Raw genomic sequence first — 15,143 nt, 5'->3', positions numbered from 1 at the left:
AAAGCCTTAAATAAAATTAACTGTTATTAAATATATTTTATTAAATCTAATTTCTTTAAAAAATACTTTAAAGACTTATTTCTACTAATAGCTAATTTATAGTTATAAAATTTTGATATTTCTATCAACAAATCAAGTTTTGAAGAAAATTGACTATTTTTTAATTGATTATCAAAAGTTTCCTTAGAAATATTTTCAGTATCATCAGGAATATCAAAATCCTTAAATTGATCTAGTGAATTATCAATTCCTGAAATATACCAACTTTCAATTTCTAACTTAACTATGAAAATCTTATCCAAATCTAAACAGTCATAATTTTCATTAGAAAATTCATTAATCCGTTTATTTTTTCTTGAAGTTATGCATGGATACTGAAAATCAAAATCAGACAATAATATATAATCTTGATTTTTTGTTAATCTAATCCTATGAATATGTTTAATTATCTCAATATTACGCTTTTTTTGATAACATATGGGAATAATATTAATCGATTTACTTAAAAATAACTTGGTTAAAATTTTTTCAACAAAATGTTTATCATCATCACCCTCAACAAAAATAAATAAATTATTCATCACTTAACCCCAAATAATCATCAATAAAAACCTCATCAATTCCTAACTCTTCAATGAATGGTTTTATAATTTCATTATTAATAGGTTTAGATATCACTGAAAACCCATCTAAATCCCGTGATATTAAATAAATGTCTTTTAAATCAACACATTTTAAGATTTCTGGACTGTGAGTAGTAATTATAATTTGCTTTTTTTTAGAAGATTCAATCATCATTTGAACTATTTTCGAAAGTAACGCTGGATGAACATTTCTTTCAGGCTCTTCAATTAATACAAATTTGGATTTTTCAAAATATAAAGCCACAATTAATGCAATAATATCGCTAGTTCCATCAGAAATCAAAGGTGCTGGAATATTAGTATTTGTATATCTCTCAAGAAGAGTAAATACTCTACGTTCTTCAATAATTTTTTCTACATTAATATCCTCAATATAAGGTAACATATTTGTTATTAAATTCAAAAATTGTCTTCTTTTTTCATTATCTCGAAGAATATTGTCCAATATTACTGGTAAATTATCTCCATATTCAGTTAATGTAGAATCTCCCTCAATAGCACTAATTCCTTTACATAACTTTGGATGAAAATCATAAAAAACCATGTCTTTAAATAAAGAATTCCATGGAATTGGTACTGCAGATAATGGTGAATTAATAATCAACTTATTTTCATTATTAGAATTATTAACCATATCTAATAACGAATCATGAATTATATTTTCAATTCTAATAATATCCATTTCTTGTTCTAATTTTGCAATGACTTTTCCTTTAAAATTATGTAACAGAATAGAATTTTCACAAATTTTATGCTCTTCATCAAAATTTTTGGGTAATTCCTCATTATTATTTACTTTATAAAAGTTACAAGAAAATTTAACCATTTCATTTAAAATATCATAAGAATCTGATATAGAAAAATTAAATTTTAATTCATAATCTATTTGTTTAAAATCTATTATAATAACTTCATCATCATTTAATCCTACTCTAGAACCCAATATTGGAAAAAGATAACCTCCATAATTAAGATTATTAAAAGTTACTTTCAAATAACATGGATTATCTTGTGAATTTAATTTAAAATTTTTTAAATAATAATCGCCACCATGTTTAGAAATAGCTTTCTCAAAATCATCAGCAATATCGTTTAAAAATTTAAAAATTTCAATAAAATTAGATTTTCCTGAAGCACATGCACCGATTAAAACACTAAAATTATTTAAAGAAAGTGAAATATCATTAAAACTTTTAAAATTTTTTATTTCAATTTTTGATAATTGCATATAAGAAATCCTCCTATTAATATATAATACTATTATTGTTATTTAAACATTATAGACATAGAAACTTAAGATTTTTCAAACTAATTATTTTTTAATAAATGAATATTCTCCAAAAGTTAGAGTTATCTTGACAATAGATCCAAATAATCCATTGTTTAATAAAAGAAGAAATTAATTTTGATTGATACTCTAATCTAAAAAAGATGCAATGTCTGTGTCTTTTAAGACTTTTTTTCTTAAAATTTTATCAATGCCAGTTCCATATTGAGCTGCTTTTTTTGGCCTATAAGCTATTTTATAATCTAAACCTTCTTCAAAAGCGAGTTTTCTAAGAAAACTTTTTCTCAAGTTATCATCTGTTGAAACTATCTTTTTATTATCTTCAATATTTAAAACTAATTCAACTAGGTTCTTATCTAAGAAAGGTAAACGTAACTCCACTCCATTTAACATAGAACATACATCATCTCGCTCTAAATTAACATGATACATATTAGCTATGTCTTCTCTTAACTCTAAATTTAAATTACCCTCAGAAAAGCTTTTAAGATATCTTTTATATCCTCCAAATAATTCATCTGCTCCTTGACCTGAAATAGCTACTTTTATTCCATCTTCTTTTATCATTGAAGTTGCAAGGTATGTTGTCATTCCAACGCCAATTTTCATTAAGCTATCATCTCCAATAGCTTTTACAACACTAGCCAAATTATCTCGAATGATTTTTTCTGTAACTATCTTTATTTTTAAAGGTAAATTAAGTTGATTTGCAGCATATTTTGCTGCTTCTATATCTTTTGAGCCTTCAATGCCTACTGCATATAATGTTATTCTTAAGTTTGTATTTTTTGCAATTTCACTTAAAAGTAATGCTAAAAACGAACTGTCAACACCACCCGAAAATATTACACCAACCTCAATCAATCCTTCAACTCTTTTAATAACACTTAATTTTAATAGCTTGTCTATTTTAGATACATCACCTTCAAGAACCTTTTCATGAATCGTTTGTGCTGGAGCTATATCATTCCAGTTATAAAGAATATGTTGGGGTTTTAATGTTTTAATATCTTCAAATCCAAGAATTTTCAGCGAGTCTTTTGAAGATGCAAATCCACATAAATCATTAGTTACTGAATAAAACAACGGTTTAACACCTAATGGATCTCTTGTAATAGCTAAATTTTTACCATCCCAAATAGCAAATGAATAATCTCCATCTATTAAATGGACAGCAGATTTAATTGCTTTAACTAAATTGGACTTATTATAAAAATCAATTAAATATAATAAAGCTTCACCATCGGAATTTATTTCATCTTCAATTCCAACTTTATTTAAGAAATTTTTTATAGTTTTAAAATTATATAAAACACCGTCAAAAACTAAAACCAAATTATCTTTAGCTATTGGTTGAGTTTTTGACATTTTATCTTCAGAATCATGAATTGAAAGTAAATTGTGGCCTAATCCGATTGAATAATTACTATCATTATTAAATTTGTCCAAATCAATATTTAATTTAATATCGTCTAAAAAAATTCCAGAAGCATCAAAACCTCTAAATTTAGACACCTTTAACATTTTAACAATGTCATTACCTTTAAAATTTCCCAAAAGACCTACTATAGAACTCATCAATAATAATTTAAAAAATTACTTATAAATATTTTATTAAACAATATCTAATTAGGTGAAATTTTATGGAAAAAAAACACAAATACGGCCAAAGAACCTTAGAAGTTCATGCAGGCGAAGAAGAAGCTGATCCTGTTACTGGTGCTAGAGCTACTCCTATTTATCATACTAGTTCTTATGCTTTTAAAAGTGCAGAACAAGCTAAAAAATTATATGCACTTGAAGAAGAAGGACATATTTATACAAGACTTTCAAATCCCACTTCAGAAGTTTTAGAAAAAAGAGTAGCGGCTATTGAAAATGGAGTTGGAGCATTAGCTCAGTCTAGTGGAATGAGTGCAATTTTACTTGCAATACTAAACATTGCAGGAGCTGGAGACGAAATTGTATCATCAAATAACCTCTATGGAGGAACATATACTTTATTTAAAAATACGATGCCAAATTGGAAAATAAAAGTAAATTTTGTTGATACACATGATTTAAAAGCTTACAAAGAAGCTATTAATGAAAATACAAAAGCAATATACTGTGAATCAATCGGAAATCCCCAACTAGACATTCCAGATTTTGAAGCTTTATCTGAAATTGCACATGAAAACAATATTCCATTAATTGTAGATAATACCTCTGCTATTACAATGGTAAAACCCCTTGATTATGGTGCAGATATTGTTGTACACTCAGCTACTAAATTTTTATCCGGAAACGGAACAAGTATGGGTGGTGTAATAGTAGATGGAGGAAAATTCGATTGGAGCTGTGGAAAATTTCCACAATTTACTAAACCAGACCCAGCATATCATGGACTAATTTACAGTGAAGCTTTTAAAAATAAAGCATATATTACAAAAGCAAGAGTTCATCTAATGAAGGATTTAGGAACCGTTATGAGCCCGATTAATGCTTTTATGATTTTACAAAGTTGTGAAACATTAAGCTTAAGAGTAAATCAACATTGCAAAAATGCCTTAGAAATAGCTAAATTTTTAAAAAGTCATGAAGCAGTATCCTGGGTTAATTATCCTGGACTTGAAGATAATGAAAACCACGAGATGGCTAAAAAATACTTAAAAGGCAATTATGGTTGCATTGTTGGTTTTGGTATAAAAGGTGGAATTGAAGAAGGTAAAAAATTCATTGAAAGTGTTGAACTTTTAAGTCATGTAGCTAATATTGCTGATGCTAAAACTTTAGTAATTCATCCAGCAAGTACTACACATTCTAATATGACTCAAAAAGAACAAATTGAAAGTGGAATTACTCCTGACTTTATTAGAATGTCTGTTGGAATTGAAGATGTAGACGATTTGATTTATGATATAGACCAAGCATTAAAAAAAGCAATTAGTTAGAAAGGTTTAATACCTTTCTATTTATATTATGAAAACATGTTACTAATTTGATCAGTTGTTATAATACCTTGAACTTCAAAATCATCATCAACAACTGGAAGAGCAGAAATATGATATTTATTCATCATACGAGCGATTTCTTCAATAGGGTCATCTGCATGACAATACTTAACTGAAGTGGTCATGATATCTTTTAAGTTCTCACAGTTAGTAGCAATTGATTTTGATAAATCCCAACTGGTAAAAATACCAATTAGCTTTTTTTCATCATCAACAACAGGTATATGGGTTACATGAGTGTCTAACATCAATTTAGCTGCCTGTTTAACATTGACATCCTCTTTAATTGTAGGTCCACCTCTTTTCATTAAATCAGCCACAATATTTTCGGATAAAAATTGTGAAATAATATAATTAAGTTGTCCTTTTTCAAGTAAAAATGCATCGTGGCCATAATTAGATTTTATTTGTGAAAATGAAACTTCAACATCATTAGCATTGAGAGCTGTTAAAATATCTGTACTTTGTTCAGTTGGATATAACCAATCTGAATCAACAGAAATGATTCCTACTTTAGATTCAACATTTTTAAATCCATCAATTAATGAGTTGTTAACTGAAAGATCAAATAAGTCAACAGCTTTAGTAATAAATATATAACTATTTGCATCAAAACGTTTTACAAAGCTTTCACCTTGATGATGTAAATAACTTTCTACTTGAAAGTCAAGTGATAAATCATAACTTATTTCATCTTTATCCTGTAAATCACGACCAAATTTAAGATACATTGATTCTTCACTTAAATAAGTAATATGAGCGACCATTCTAGCAACAGATAAACCATTTTTAGGAGTTTTACCACTTTCATAATAATTACCACCTGCCCAATTTAAATCACTGTAAATTGATTGTCTACCAACTTCATTAAAAGCAATTTGTTGAGGAGATGATCTAGCAGTAGTAGCTATTGGAATAGCTTTTTTCATCATCTTAGGATATGAAATAATCCATTGTAAAACTTGCATTCCACCCATGGACCCTCCAATAACAGCAACTAGATTACTAATTCCAAATGAGTCAATTAATAATTTTTGAACATCAACCATGTCTTTAATAGTAATTACTGGAAAATCAAGCCCATATTGTTTACCTGTCTTTGGATTAATAGAATTAGGACCTGTTGTACCTTTACAACCACCTAACACATTAGAACAAATAATAAAATATTTATCAGTATCTAATGCTTTTCCAGGCCCGATTATGATTTCCCACCAACCAGGTTTTTTATCGCCTTCATGCCACCCTGCTGCATGAGCATCACCAGTTAAAGCATGACAAATAAGAATTGCATTATTTTTATCTTTATTAAGTACACCATATGTTTCATAAGCTACTGTAACATTATCAAGAGATTTTCCACTTTCTAATTTAATGGGTTCTTTAATATTGAAATATTTTGTTTTAACAACACCAACAGATTCACTTTTCATTTAAAACACCAATATTTAATTTGCTAATAGCTTCTTTAGCAGCTGCTTGTTCTGCTTCTTTCTTATTTTTACCTTTACCAATACCCATCTGTTTTCCATCGATTAAAATAGCCATTGTAAAAGTTTTATCATGAGGAAAACCAATTTCATCTAAAATTTCATAACTAACTCTCAATTCACAAGAATCCCCATATTCTTTTATTAAAGATTTGTAATCAAAGAAAAATACTCTTCCTTCATCTATATATTTGAATATTGTTTTTGAAACAAAATCTTTTGCAAATTCAATACCTTGATCTAAAAAAATTGCACCTAAAAATGATTCAAAAATATCTGCTGTAACAGATAAGATTTCATTTTCTGTTAAATAAATATTATCAGAAGAAATCCTAATATAATCCCTTAAATTTAATTCATGGGAGTAAAATATTAATGCTGATTGACAAACAAAATTTGCTCTTAGTTTTGTCAAACTTCCCTCTTCACAATCAGGATACTTATTATATAAATATTCGGAAACAATTAAACTTAAAACAGCATCACCTAAGAACTCTAATCTCTCATAACTATATTTCAAATTATTATCTGATGAATAAGAACCATGAGTAAAAGCTATTTCATATAAATGTTCATTTTCAGTTACAATACCAAATTTTTCAAATAAATTCATGATCAAAGCCTAAAATTTTTTTAATGTTATTAAATTTTTATTTTAGAATATATAAATATGATATATTTAATCTTAGCAAATAGTGAAATAAAATATTACTTTTCAAATGCTCCTACTTTTCATTTAAATTAAAAACATTATAAAAACAATAATACGAAAGGATTTGGTAATATGAAACTAAATTGGCAAAAAGAAATAACAAAAATTGATCCAGATATAAATTTTAGATCACAGGGCGGATGGCTTAAAACCGTTGAAAAACTAGATAAAAGTGTAAGGAATGGTTATTCACTTGTTGGAGATTTCGTAAAATCCGGTGATTTCGAAGAAAATTATGATGAAGGAATATACCTTGATTGTAATAAAGAAGGTAGTGAGAAAAAACCACAACAAGATTACAGAATATTTAGATTTAAAGATGGAAAAATAAGACTTTTAGATATGGTAATTAATGCTAAACAAAGTTGGGCTCCTGAATTATGGGAAGCAATAGAAGATGAAGTGGAATTAGTATAATTAAACTCCACTTAAGTTTGTTGTTGATTTTTAGGAACAAATTTAGAATATCTCTTTATATTAACATATTCCCCTTTTTTAGGACACTTATATTCTTCTAATAATAAAATTTTATGGTCAATATTTCGACTAAAGTTTTTTTCTTTACCTTCAATTAAACCTCTAAAGCTTACACCAAAATCACCAGTACCTCCAATATCTAATTGAATTTTTTCAGAAGCGTTTAAGCCATCAAAAAATCTCTCAAGTTCAACAGTTTCAAATAAGGGTGCTTTGTAACTTAAAGCCATGATTTTATTTTGACCTTCTCTAATTTGAACATATTTCTGTTCAATCTGAATTTTATCGCCAGATCTCATTTTAGTAAATGTAATATAAGAATTTATTTCGTTATTTGGCAGAAAAAATCCCCCATTTTATTGAATATGATGAAATACACAACATTCACAAACTGGTTCGATATAAGAATCCTTCGGTACATCATTAACTGGTTCTAAAAGAATAGACAATGAAAAAATTGTGTCATTATCTGCACCAACATTTCTTGTTACAGAAGACATTCCTCGAAAATTAACTGGAACGAAACCAGTTTGACTTATATCATAATATAGTGTATCAAAATCATTAGTACCTTCAAAAAATCCTTCGATTTCTTTCATCTGTGGAGGACTAACATTAAAGTTAATACTCATCATACGATCTTGTCTTTGTTTAATTCCAATGTATTTAGTTTTAATAGCTAATACATCACCCTTTTCACGAGTTAATATTAAATATTCATCTAAATTCATATTTTCTTTTAAAAAAATATCATTCATAGATACCATTAAATGACCTCCATTATAATTTATATACAATAATCAATTATTTTTAATCTTATTTAAATTAATTGATTTGAAAAAAAGTCTAAAATAATATTTTTAGTAAAATTATTTAAAAAAAATAGATTTAATTGAAGATTAATTAAATAATCTTCATAACAACCAACTTAAACTAATCTTTTTCTAGTAGTTGGTTTTTTATTTTGCCAGCTGTACCTTCTTAATTTTTTTGATTTCCCAAATCCACAAGAAGCACAGACTTTCTTACGAATGTGATAAGTGTTTTTTCCACATCTTCGACATCTAATATGGGTTTTTTTATTCTTTTTACCCATTGATGGAGTACCTTTCGACATCGATACACCTCCCTAAATTAGTCATTACTAAAATTATCTTGAAATAAACAATTATTGAATAATATTTATGGTGAAATATAAACAATATTGTCTCCTCTAATGAGAACAACACCAAGTCTTCTAGTGACTTCACCGTCTTGTAACTCTTCTGCATCGTTAAGAACTAAATTCATGTGTAAATCAAAGCTCTTAAGTATGCCTCTAAATTCACGATCTCCTTTGAGTTTTATTAAAACTGGAGAATTCACAGATTTTCCTAACGCATCAAGTGGTCTTTGAACATTTTGTCCGCTCATCATATCACCCTATATTACAATAATTTGAATTTTAAAATTTTAAAACAAATAATCATTAAAACAATTACTCATTTCATATTAGACATAATATAATCAAGTTAAGATAAGACAAAACCTAATTAAAACTAATATTATTAATTATAGCCACACTAGTATATAAATGTTTAGGATTGATATCCTATTTTAATAAAAAACATGTTTATTCAATAATAACAGAATTATATTGTAATATTCAAGTATTTAAATTATTTTGCAACTGTTCTTTTTACCATTTTAAAAATAGGATAAATACACAGATTAATTATTCTATGAAACTTAATAAAGAAAAATACATTGAATTATTGTTATTACATTAATAACTATATGTTATAACAAACCAAATTAGGTAAAACAGTTATATGTAGCTTTATATTTACATTTTTATGCTTTGTTTTTTCTTGTTTAATTAAATTTAATATGGTTTTTAGTACATTAACAGCCATATGTTTGTGTATTTTTTTAATGTTGTGTGTGATTGTATATTGTGTTAATTCATCATTTACTCTATATAAATGTCTTTTTCCCAATCTTTAATGAAATTATATTTTTTTTATTTTTCTTTTTCATTGTTTTTCTGATTAGTGTTTTCTTTTATGTTTTCATTAATTTTTTCTTTTTTACGTGTTGCTGATGCTCTATCAGGTATTATTATGGTTGTGGGCGAGTTATAAATTTTTTTTAAACTTTTTAAATGCCAATATCCATGATCAACAACTATGACGTACTTATCATTGTGTAATCGTTCATTTAATTCTTTTACAGTTATTAATAGTTCTTTTTTATCATTTGCGCTTTGTGTAATGTAGTGTACTACTATCATTCCATATTTATCATCCACTCCTGCTTGAAAATTATAATTAAATCCCCATTTGTTATTTTTATCAAGAATGTGATGTGTTTCAGGGTCTACAATACTGATAGGTTGATTTCCTTTTACATTTTCTTCCATGTGTTTGATTTTTAATAATACTTTTTTCAAACTGTTTTTTCGTTTAAAGATTGATTCTAGCATATAAATGCCACTAGCATGCACTATCTTTTTTAAATCTTTTAAAATGGAGTTCAATGTCTTCTTTTAATTCATTTTCAGTGAAATATCTTTCCATTTTAAACCATAATTCATTTTCATCAGTTTCGTGTCGATGCTCCAAAATGAAATCTCTTAAATAATAAAGTTGATCCGCATATAATTTTTTAAAATCATTACAATATCCTTTTAGTATTGTACCATCATGATAAATTATATTTCCATCCATTAAACCAGTTTTTAGAGAAAAAATCTACAATGAATTTGTCAAATTCATCGATTAAATAATCATAATCATTAATAAACTCATTTATGCTACTTTTTCCTGGCTTTTTGCAATCCAAAATGAAATTACAGGTGTCATCGTTTCTTGTCCACCAGTTTTCTAACTCTCTACAACTTATTATTTTATTTAAATGTCCCCATTGTACAAAAGGCAACATAATATCTGCAGTATAAATCCTTGGTCTGTCTGAACCTCTATTTTTTTTAAAATAATGGGGATTTAATTCTTTAAATATTTGAAATAAATAATATAATGTGTAAAATTCATGTGTTTTATCTATATTATCGCCAAGATTCTTTAAAGTATAATAACTCTGATATGTAGTGTTCATTTTTAATTTCACCTATATTTTAGTTTTATTATACAACAAAAAAAAACACAATGTTATATTTTAAAATTAATCTGAGTTTTTTTTAAAATCGAAAAAAATAAATTATATAAATCACAAAAAATTAGATCGTGAAGTGAATTTATTTTTGTTAGTTTATGTTGTTGTATGTTTAATAATTATGAATTCCTTCAAATATAAATATATTTCTTTTTATTTTAAAATAAAGATTTTTTAAATAGTTATAAGTAATTTAAAGTAATATTAGTAAAGTTTTCATTTTGTAATGTTAAATGATTATTCGTCATTAAAAAATAGAATGTATTAATTATATTTGATTGTTGTTTAATCAAATAACTATTGATAGTTTATTTTTGTCATATTATTTAATGTGTGGTTAAATTAGTAATGCTTGAAAAAAGTCAATAAAACAAAAAGTCAAAAATCAAAACTTATGATTTCAAGTGATGAAAAGTATTACCCAAAAATTATCGGACACTCCCACCTAATAAATTTTTTTATGTATTTTTAATTCCTATTTACAATTTGTTCACAAATCCTATAAAAATCTTAGTATAACCTATATAAACAACATTACTTAAAAACATAAACACCCTAGTTTCTGTGAATATTAATATTCAATAAAATTTATTAATTCTTACTTTAATATTATTATTTATAAAAAATTATGTGATAAATTATGAGCATAAAAGTTAAAAAAAGAAATTATCTTAAAAAAAAGAAAATCAAAGAAATAAAAAATGAATTAAAAGATTATGGCAAATTGCTTCAAAATAAGAAAAATGTTGAAATATTAGAAACCACTGATAACTCATTTATATTAGTGGATGGTGAACCTTACATCATAATTATTGATGGAAAACCGTTCCCAACACTTAAAGCAGCACTAGCTAATGAAATTAAAGGTAAAACTGTAACTGTTGATATGGGTGCTATAAAATTTGTAAGTAATGGTGCTGATATTATGAGTCCAGGAATTGTTGATAGTGACAAAGGCGTTGAAAAAGGAGATATTGTTTTAATAGTTGATGAAACCCATAAAAAGCCATTAGCAATCGGAATAACTTTGATTAGTGGTGAAGAAATGATTAAAAATGATTTTGGAAAAGCTATTGAAACAAAACATTATGTCGGTGATGATATTTGGAACTTTGAATTATAAAAAGGTGAATTAAATGGCTGAATTAAGATATCGTGCTGGGAAAATTAGAGATCCAAGAGTTCATAAAGTCGGAATAATAGCTCTTGGATCCCATCTAGAAAACCATGGCCCTGCTTTACCAATTGATACTGATGCAAAAATAGCTGCTCATATTGCATTACAGTCATCACTTGAAAGTGGAGCTAAATTTTTAGGAATTATCTATCCTGCTTATGAATTAGATGAAATTGATCATGGAGTACATGTTTCCCTTGATGAATTAAAAGATAATATCATTAATACTTTAAATTCCGCTAAAAAATTCTTAAATATTGAAAAAGTTGTTATTGTTAATGCTCATGGAGGTAATATTCCAATTTTAACTGAATTATGGCATATTGAAGAAAAAACAAATCTGGCAATTATTTTAAACAATAAAGTTATCACCTCTGAAGGTCCTCATGCTGGAAGTGGTGAACTTTCAATGGCTAAAGTTTTAGGTATCCTTAACGAAGCAGAAGTTGTAAACCAAGCAAATGTTAATGAATATGAAGAAGTTGGTTTATATGGTTTTAAAAAAGCACGTGAAAATGATTCTAATATAGATGAAGGGGCAAGAGATGTTGAGGAAAATGGTGTTTATGTAGATGAAATCTATGGAAAAAGACTATTTAGTTTATCTATTAATTCTGTACTTTTTGATATTGAAAAATTGTTAGATTTCTAAAATTAAACTTATTAATTTTAATCATCCTCAAGATTAGTCTCCTTTTCTACATCATTACTTGAAGAATCATCCGGAGATTTTGGTTTAGTAGTTTGACTGTCTGAATTAGAATCAGAACTGGAACCATCATCATCTGAATCATCATTGGATGTATCATAATGAACTTCTTGATTTTTACCCTCGTATGATGAAATATCTTGTGAACCATAACTTTGATAGTTAAATCCATCATCACTATTCGTTAAATTTTCAATAGTTGTATTATTAGATGTTTCATTTGGTAAAATAGAAATTTGACCAGTCATAGATGCAAAAACACTAGCTAAACAAAAAGCAACAATTGCAACTATAAAAATTACCAATACTGTAGCAGACCTACTTGTCAATAATAACACCTTGATAAGTTAATTAACTATAATATATTTAATAAGTTATATAAATATTATAGATAGTATGAAAACAATAGCTAAATCAGTGAAAAGTGAAATAAATATCAAGAAATCACACTTTATTTGCAGTTTATTTCCAACTAATACTAAAAAAGAAAGTAAAGAAATCATCAAAAAAATAAATAAACAATATAATGATGCGACTCATAATTGTGTAGCTTATATTGTAAATGATGGAGAAGGTTTTGATGATGATGGTGAACCTGCTGGAACTGCAGGTAAACCTATGATTAATGTTTTAAAAAAAAACGAAATTAAAAATGTAACCGCAATTGTAACAAGGTATTTTGGTGGAATTAAACTTGGAGCCGGTGGTCTTGTAAGAGCTTATAGTAAGGCTGTTCTTGAAGCTATAGCTCAAAGTGTAATTATTGAAGTAGAATATTATGATGTTTACGATTTTATTTTTGAATATTCAAATATTAAACTTGTTGATAATGAAGTTAGAAATAATAATTTAATAATTATTGATAAAGATTATTCAAATAAAGTAATATATTCTGTTATATCTAAAAACAATACAAACTTATCTAAACAATTTAATAAATATGCAGATAAAATAAAAGTCAAATATAAAAATAAAGAAATTTTCAAAAAAATATAAAAAAGAACATGATTTATTGTTCTTCGAATTGATCAGGACCTACAGCACATACTGGGCAGATGTAATCTTCTGGTAATTCATCGCCTTCATATACATATCCACAAACTTTACAAATATAAGCCATTTAAATCACCTAAACCTCTTCAAATAAATCTTTAGAAGCCCCACACATTGGGCATTTAAAATCATCTGGAAGATCCGCAAATGGAGTTCCCTCAACATCTTCATCATATACATATCCACAAATTTTGCATTTAAATTTCGCCATACTAAACAATCTCCATAATATTTTTAAATTTTAATTAAATTTTAATACATATAAAATTTTAGAATTTAATTTTATAATGATACTTAATTAAAATCTTAAACTGTAATAATATTTAAAATTTAATTATAATTACTTTAATATTCTTATTATATAAAACTATTCTAAAGGTTCAAACATAGTTTTTCCAGCACCACATTTAGGGCATTTATAGGATAGTGCAAAATCTTCAAAAAGAGTTCCAGCTGGAACATTTCTACTTAAATCCCCTTTTTCTTCATCATAAATGTAACCACATAATTTACATTTCCATTTAGCCATGATAGTACCTCCAATTATATATATAAAATTAGCATGTATAAATGTTTTATTTAATACGAATTAAAATTTATTCGGAACTTTTAAATGATCTGGAAGTGGTTTAATACGAGCAGGTGTACCAATAGCTAAATAAAATGGTGGGACACTATGAATAACAATAGCTCCTGCAGCTACAATAGCTCCTTCGCCAACCTCAACATTAGATAAAAATGTTGTATTTCCCCCAATTGAAGCTCCCCTTCTTACTTTTGGACCTTGTAAATCATAATTAATCCTTACAGGATATTTATCATTTGTAAAACAAGCACATGGTCCAATAAAAACATTATCTTCTATAACAGAGTTAGTTGGAATATAAACATTAGATTGAATTGAAACATCATTACCAATAATAACATCCCCTTCAATTACAGTATTTGTTCCAATTAAAACATCATCTCCAATATTGGTATTTTCACGAATAACCACATTATGTCCAGTTCGAAAATTATCTCCAATTACCACATCATTATAAATAATCGAATTAGATCTAATTGTATAATTATTTCCAATAACAGGCGGTTTAGAATTTGGAGAATATACTACACCAAACTTAATATTATCCTCCTTTGGAAAGGCAATATTTTGACTAGATTGTGAAATTGGTTTTTTAAAAGCTTCTTCAATAGAATAATCTGAATTTTGAGGTTTTTTCTGTGGAATCACTTCAAAATCATCAGGAATTACTTTTTGAGGTTGCATTTCTTGATAATTAGAATAATCTACATTTTCATTTGATTGTGAAGCAGTTTTTTTCCTATTTTGTGGCTGCCTATCTTCAAGAGATGATGAAAATCTAACCATATTATCAAACCTTTATTTAAATAAAATTAATTTATTGATAAAATTAGTTATGTTTTTTATTAGTATATATATTAA

General features: G+C 26.5%; 22 protein-coding genes. 5 read left to right on the top strand and 17 right to left on the bottom strand.

Annotated elements, in window-relative coordinates; all coding sequences use genetic code 11:
- Positions 1–26 precede the first annotated feature (26 nt).
- From MBORA_RS09950 to MBORA_RS09940, 3 genes are all read right to left on the bottom strand, one after another.
- A complete protein-coding gene (locus MBORA_RS09950) occupies positions 27–581 on the bottom strand; it encodes a hypothetical protein (RefSeq protein WP_063720625.1) in 555 nt (184 codons plus the stop codon).
- Complete coding sequence (locus MBORA_RS09945) at positions 574–1,872, bottom strand: AAA family ATPase (protein WP_063720624.1); 1,299 nt, start codon at positions 1,870–1,872, stop codon at positions 574–576. Before MBORA_RS09945 ends, MBORA_RS09950 begins: the two co-directional genes overlap by 8 nt.
- A 189-nt stretch (positions 1,873–2,061) precedes the next feature.
- The gene (locus MBORA_RS09940) at positions 2,062–3,510 is read right to left on the bottom strand and encodes a DUF7411 family protein (protein ID WP_042692720.1); all 1,449 of its coding nucleotides are present in this window, start codon (positions 3,508–3,510) and stop codon (positions 2,062–2,064) included.
- A gap of 65 nt (positions 3,511–3,575) precedes the next feature.
- On the opposite strand from MBORA_RS09940, the gene MBORA_RS09935 reads away from it, so the two are divergent.
- Positions 3,576–4,865 (top strand): O-acetylhomoserine aminocarboxypropyltransferase/cysteine synthase family protein, encoded by a 1,290-nt coding sequence (locus tag MBORA_RS09935; protein ID WP_042692722.1) that lies wholly within the window; start codon positions 3,576–3,578, stop codon positions 4,863–4,865.
- 26 nt (positions 4,866–4,891) lie between these two features.
- Here the strand turns inward: MBORA_RS09935 and metX are convergent, their stop codons facing one another.
- Positions 4,892–6,358: a homoserine O-acetyltransferase MetX gene (metX, locus tag MBORA_RS09930; protein ID WP_042692725.1), complete on the bottom strand. Its 1,467-nt coding sequence runs from the start codon at positions 6,356–6,358 to the stop codon at positions 4,892–4,894.
- On the bottom strand, positions 6,348–7,028 hold the full coding sequence (rnc, locus tag MBORA_RS09925; RefSeq protein WP_042692729.1) for a ribonuclease III: 681 nt from the start codon (positions 7,026–7,028) through the stop codon (positions 6,348–6,350). The genes metX and rnc overlap by 11 nt, the downstream gene beginning before the upstream one ends.
- A gap of 171 nt (positions 7,029–7,199) precedes the next feature.
- On the opposite strand from rnc, the gene MBORA_RS09920 reads away from it, so the two are divergent.
- The gene (locus tag MBORA_RS09920) at positions 7,200–7,544 is read left to right on the top strand and encodes a hypothetical protein (protein WP_042692732.1); all 345 of its coding nucleotides are present in this window, start codon (positions 7,200–7,202) and stop codon (positions 7,542–7,544) included.
- An 11-nt stretch (positions 7,545–7,555) separates the two neighbouring features.
- On the opposite strand, the gene MBORA_RS09915 is transcribed toward MBORA_RS09920, so the two are convergent.
- The 7 genes from MBORA_RS09915 to MBORA_RS09885 form a co-directional block, all read right to left on the bottom strand.
- The gene (locus MBORA_RS09915) at positions 7,556–7,903 is read right to left on the bottom strand and encodes a hypothetical protein (RefSeq protein WP_231475820.1); all 348 of its coding nucleotides are present in this window, start codon (positions 7,901–7,903) and stop codon (positions 7,556–7,558) included.
- A gap of 57 nt (positions 7,904–7,960) precedes the next feature.
- Complete coding sequence (locus tag MBORA_RS09910; RefSeq protein WP_042692739.1) at positions 7,961–8,371, bottom strand: hypothetical protein; 411 nt, start codon at positions 8,369–8,371, stop codon at positions 7,961–7,963.
- A 161-nt stretch (positions 8,372–8,532) separates the two neighbouring features.
- The gene (locus MBORA_RS09905) at positions 8,533–8,721 is read right to left on the bottom strand and encodes a 50S ribosomal protein L37e (RefSeq protein ID WP_063720623.1); all 189 of its coding nucleotides are present in this window, start codon (positions 8,719–8,721) and stop codon (positions 8,533–8,535) included.
- Between the two features lie 65 nt (positions 8,722–8,786).
- Positions 8,787–9,017, bottom strand: a complete 231-nt coding sequence (locus MBORA_RS09900; protein WP_004034197.1) for an LSm family protein — start codon at positions 9,015–9,017, stop codon at positions 8,787–8,789.
- Positions 9,018–9,606: 589 nt separating this feature from the next.
- Positions 9,607–10,068 (bottom strand): hypothetical protein, encoded by a 462-nt coding sequence (locus MBORA_RS09895; RefSeq protein WP_063720622.1) that lies wholly within the window; start codon positions 10,066–10,068, stop codon positions 9,607–9,609.
- A gap of 10 nt (positions 10,069–10,078) precedes the next feature.
- Complete coding sequence (locus MBORA_RS09890; protein WP_042692752.1) at positions 10,079–10,312, bottom strand: hypothetical protein; 234 nt, start codon at positions 10,310–10,312, stop codon at positions 10,079–10,081.
- On the bottom strand, positions 10,287–10,700 hold the full coding sequence (locus tag MBORA_RS09885) for a hypothetical protein (RefSeq protein ID WP_042692755.1): 414 nt from the start codon (positions 10,698–10,700) through the stop codon (positions 10,287–10,289). Before MBORA_RS09885 ends, MBORA_RS09890 begins: the two co-directional genes overlap by 26 nt.
- 697 nt (positions 10,701–11,397) lie before the next feature.
- Here MBORA_RS09885 and MBORA_RS09880 point away from each other — a divergent pair.
- Together MBORA_RS09880 and arfB are read left to right on the top strand one after the other, a co-directional pair.
- Positions 11,398–11,880: a DUF1947 domain-containing protein gene (locus tag MBORA_RS09880; RefSeq protein ID WP_063720621.1), complete on the top strand. Its 483-nt coding sequence runs from the start codon at positions 11,398–11,400 to the stop codon at positions 11,878–11,880.
- A gap of 13 nt (positions 11,881–11,893) precedes the next feature.
- Positions 11,894–12,586, top strand: coding sequence for a 2-amino-5-formylamino-6-ribosylaminopyrimidin-4(3H)-one 5'-monophosphate deformylase (gene arfB, locus MBORA_RS09875; protein WP_042692762.1), 693 nt, complete (start codon positions 11,894–11,896; stop codon positions 12,584–12,586).
- Positions 12,587–12,603: 17 nt separating this feature from the next.
- Here arfB and MBORA_RS09870 read toward each other — a convergent pair whose 3' ends face one another.
- Positions 12,604–12,972 carry a hypothetical protein gene (locus MBORA_RS09870; protein ID WP_042692765.1) on the bottom strand — a complete coding sequence of 123 codons (369 nt, stop codon included), beginning with the start codon at positions 12,970–12,972 and terminating at the stop codon, positions 12,604–12,606.
- Between the two features lie 67 nt (positions 12,973–13,039).
- On the opposite strand from MBORA_RS09870, the gene MBORA_RS09865 reads away from it, so the two are divergent.
- Positions 13,040–13,639, top strand: coding sequence for a YigZ family protein (locus tag MBORA_RS09865; RefSeq protein WP_063720620.1), 600 nt, complete (start codon positions 13,040–13,042; stop codon positions 13,637–13,639).
- A 13-nt stretch (positions 13,640–13,652) separates the two neighbouring features.
- On the opposite strand, the gene MBORA_RS09860 is transcribed toward MBORA_RS09865, so the two are convergent.
- The 4 genes from MBORA_RS09860 to MBORA_RS09845 all read right to left on the bottom strand — a co-directional run bounded on the left by MBORA_RS09860 (position 13,653) and on the right by MBORA_RS09845 (position 14,867).
- Positions 13,653–13,763, bottom strand: coding sequence for a rubredoxin-like domain-containing protein (locus MBORA_RS09860; RefSeq protein WP_042692769.1), 111 nt, complete (start codon positions 13,761–13,763; stop codon positions 13,653–13,655).
- A 9-nt stretch (positions 13,764–13,772) separates the two neighbouring features.
- Positions 13,773–13,907, bottom strand: coding sequence for a rubredoxin (locus tag MBORA_RS09855; protein ID WP_042692772.1), 135 nt, complete (start codon positions 13,905–13,907; stop codon positions 13,773–13,775).
- Positions 13,908–14,063: 156 nt separating this feature from the next.
- A complete protein-coding gene (locus MBORA_RS09850) occupies positions 14,064–14,225 on the bottom strand; it encodes a rubredoxin (RefSeq protein WP_042692775.1) in 162 nt (53 codons plus the stop codon).
- Positions 14,226–14,285: 60 nt separating this feature from the next.
- Entirely contained in the window at positions 14,286–14,867 is a 582-nt protein-coding gene (locus tag MBORA_RS09845; protein WP_394296257.1) for an acyltransferase, read from the bottom strand.
- Between the last annotated feature and the right edge of the window lie 276 nt (positions 14,868–15,143).

Origin of the sequence: Methanobrevibacter oralis (assembly GCF_001639275.1) — an archaeon.
Lineage (GTDB): Archaea > Methanobacteriota > Methanobacteria > Methanobacteriales > Methanobacteriaceae > Methanocatella > Methanocatella oralis.
The sequence above is the reverse complement of the archived record's forward strand: the minus strand, read 5'-3'. Positions and strand labels throughout refer to the sequence as shown.